Consider the following 3288-nt stretch of genomic DNA (forward strand, 5'->3'; position numbering starts at 1 on the left):
GTGACGGCGAAGAATTGCACCCGACGACGAAAACGACGGCAGCAATGGCGACCAATGCGTTCCTGATCATTCTCTGCTCCTCGCAGTTATCAGCAATGGCGCGATTTTACCATTTTCCGATCCAGCAACAATCTCGCGCCGGGGATACGCGTCAAGCTTTCTCGGCGAATGGGCAGGCGGGTAAGGTTCAAGCGGCGGCGCTCTCACCCGGGGCTTCTGCAAGGATCGACCCGAGGATTCGGTAAACCTCGCGATTGACTATCAAACTCGCATGCAGTCCCGAGACTTCGAAATTGGATCCCGCATCGTCGACGCACGACCGCCATTGCACGACCTCGTCGCGGCGCGTGTAGATGGCGCTGAAGCGACTCCTTCCTGGAGTCGGCGCGAGCGCGGCGGCGACGAATGCGCATGAGCATTCGGCCGTGCCACAGCTCTTGGGCTCGTCGGAAAACGTCTGCCAGAATGACTGGATCGCCTGCAGCGTGGGACGGACTTGATCGTGCACTCCCGTCCATCCGTCGCGAATCGGCGAGCCAAGCGCCACCACCTCGCGCACGTTTGCGGGGTTTGCCGCGGCGATTGCGCGGCCCAGCACGCCGCCCAGGCTATGCCCGATGATTGTCACGCGCTGGCCGGATTCGCGCGCAATCTTTTCCACCCGCCATCCCACCACTTCCATCGTGCGCCGCGGGCACCCGACGTTGAGATCGATTCCCGACAGATACGGACGATATCCGACGCGCCCGAGCCATCGCGCCATCGTGCCGAGCGACCAATCGCCTGCGGTGAATCCGGGGATCAGCAGTATCGGACGGCCGTCGCCGGGCGGCACTCCAAAACCGTAGCCGACCGGGTCGCGAACCAGCGAAGCGAATTGTTGCAGAAAGTCGAAGTACGCGAAGGCGAATAGTTGCAGCAGCATCCTGGTTACTAATCAGTGTTCGACGTTTGGTACCCGCGTTCGCGCGACACTGCCACGAAATGCCGTAACAGTAAAGTCGTTCGACGAAATATGTGTGTGAACTATCAACATGAAAAAAAACGAGCGTGATGCCGGCATCACGCTCGCGAAGACGCTCTTCGATTTTCTTCTGCGCTAGCCTTTGGGCAGACCCAGTACGCGCTCGCCGATAATGTTGTGCTGGATCTGATTCGTCCCGGCGTAAATCGTCGGACCGCGCGCCGCCAGCATCCTGAACGACCACTTGCCCTTGTCAACCGCGAACGGCGCGTTGAATTCCAGCTGGCTGTACGGCCCCAGCAGTTCCATCGCGTAGAGCGCAATCTTGAGCGCAAGCTCCGTGCCGCACAGTTTCATCATCGAGCCTTCCGGCCCCGGCGGCAGCCCCTTCAACTGGCGCGTCAGTTGCCGATAGCCGGTGTATCGCAGCGCCTGTGCCTCGGCGGCGAACTCCGCAACTTTCTGGCGCACGCTGGAATCGTCCCACGCCGTCGAGCCATTACCGCTGCGCGGGATGCGCTTGGCGAGCCTCGCCAGCTCATAGACCTCGCCCATCGCGCCTTCGCCGCCGCCGCCGCCGCGCTCGAACAGCAGCGTGGTCATCGCGACCTGCCAGCCGTTGTTGCGCTCGCCGAGGATATTCTTTTTCGGCACGCGGACATCCTCGAAGAAAACTTCGTTGAAGCCCTTGCCGCCCGTCATCTGCACCAGCGGACGCACCGTTACGCCGGGGCTGTGCATATCGATCAGCAGGTAGCTGATTCCCTTGTGCTTGGGCGCGGCGGGATCGGTGCGCACCAGCGCGAAGATCATGTCCGCGTGCTGCGCAATCGAGGTCCAGGTCTTCTGCCCGTTGACGACGAAGTCGTCACCATCGTCAACTGCGCGCGTCTGCACCGACGCGAGGTCGGAGCCCGCGCCCGGCTCGGAGTATCCCTGGCACCAGACTTCCTCGCCTTTGAGAATTTTCGGAATATGATTTTTCTTCTGTTCCTCGGTCCCCCAATGTATCAGCGTGGGACCGATCAGGTTGATTCCCATCCCGATCATCGGCTCGTTGAGCCCGAGCCGGCTCAGTTCTTCCCGATAGATCAGCCGCTGCATGACGGTTGCACCGCGCCCGCCGTATTCCTTGGGCCAGTTGACTGCCACCCAGCCGCCCTCGTTGAGCTTGCGGTGCCAGTTGACGCGCGCCTCCCAGTCGCCCTCGCCTTCGTCGGCCATGATATTGCTCGGCGGCGGAGCGAATTTCTTGTTCGCTTCGAGCCACGCGCGCACTTCGGTGCGAAATGCCTGGTCTTCCGTCGTATAGTTGAAGTCCATCGATTGAATGCCTTCTCCGTTGATTCCCGGCTCGCGCGCGCCTCAGCCCTTGGGCAATCCGAGCACCCGCTCACCGATAATATTATGTTGTATCTGATTGCTGCCCGCCGCAATCGTGCCGCCGCGCGCCGCCAGCATCCTGAACGACCACTTGCCCTTATCAACTGCGAACGGCGCGTTTAACTCGAGCTGGCTGTACGGCCCGAGCAGCTCCATCGCGAACAATTGAATGCGCAAGTTCAACTCCGTGCCGCACAGCTTCATCATCGATCCTTCCGGCCCCGGCGGCATTCCCTTCAGCCGGCGCGTCAACTGCCGATAACCGGTGTACCGCAGTGCCATCGCCTCGCAGTGGAACTCCGCGATCTTCTGTCGCACGCTGGCGTCATCCCACGCCGATGCGCCGTTGCGCGGCAGAGATTTCGCAAGCGCCACCAGCTCGCCGCATTGGGTGAGCATGCCGCGATCGCCGCCGCCGCCCGATCGCTCGAACATCAGCGTCGTGATCGCCACCTGCCAGCCCTGGTTCTTCTCGCCGACCAGGTTTTTCTTCGGCACTCGCACGTCTTCGAAAAAAACCTCGTTGAAACCCCTGGTGCCGGTGATTTGCACCAGCGGCCGCGCCGTCACCCCGGGACTGTGCATATCGACCATCAGGTAGCTGATTCCCTTATGCTTGGGCGCGTCGGGATCGGTGCGCACCAGCAGGAAGATCCAGTCGGCGTACTGCGCGATCGTCGTCCACACTTTCTGCCCGTTGACGACGAAGTAGTCGCCGTCCTCGACCGCGCGCGTCTGCAGCGAGGCTAGGTCGGAGCCCGAACCCGGCTCGGAATATCCCTGACACCAGACTTCTTCGGCCTTCATTATCGGCGGGATGAAGCGCTGCTTCTGCTCCTCGGTCCCCCAATGCAACAGCGTCGGCCCGAACATGGTGGTGCCCATCCCGATCATCGGCGCCGCGACACCCGCCCGCGCGAGTTCCTCGTTATAGACGATCG

At 61.8% G+C, this 3288-nt stretch carries 3 protein-coding genes; all 3 read right to left on the bottom strand.

From position 1 onward, the window contains the following. Window positions 1-187: 187 nt before the first annotated feature. A complete protein-coding gene (locus ABSB13_RS16890) occupies window positions 188-925 on the bottom strand; it encodes an esterase/lipase family protein (RefSeq protein ID WP_428110512.1) in 738 nt (245 codons plus the stop codon). Between the two features lie 174 nt (window positions 926-1099). After that, complete coding sequence (locus ABSB13_RS16895; protein WP_428110513.1) at window positions 1100-2287, bottom strand: acyl-CoA dehydrogenase family protein; 1188 nt, start codon at window positions 2285-2287, stop codon at window positions 1100-1102. Between the two features lie 42 nt (window positions 2288-2329). Further along, on the bottom strand, window positions 2330-3288 hold a 959-nt coding region (locus tag ABSB13_RS16900; protein WP_428110515.1), incomplete at its 5' end, for an acyl-CoA dehydrogenase family protein.

Source organism: Binatus sp. (SeqCode), from assembly GCF_050013435.1.
Classification (GTDB): Bacteria; Desulfobacterota; Binatia; order Binatales; family Binataceae; genus Binatus.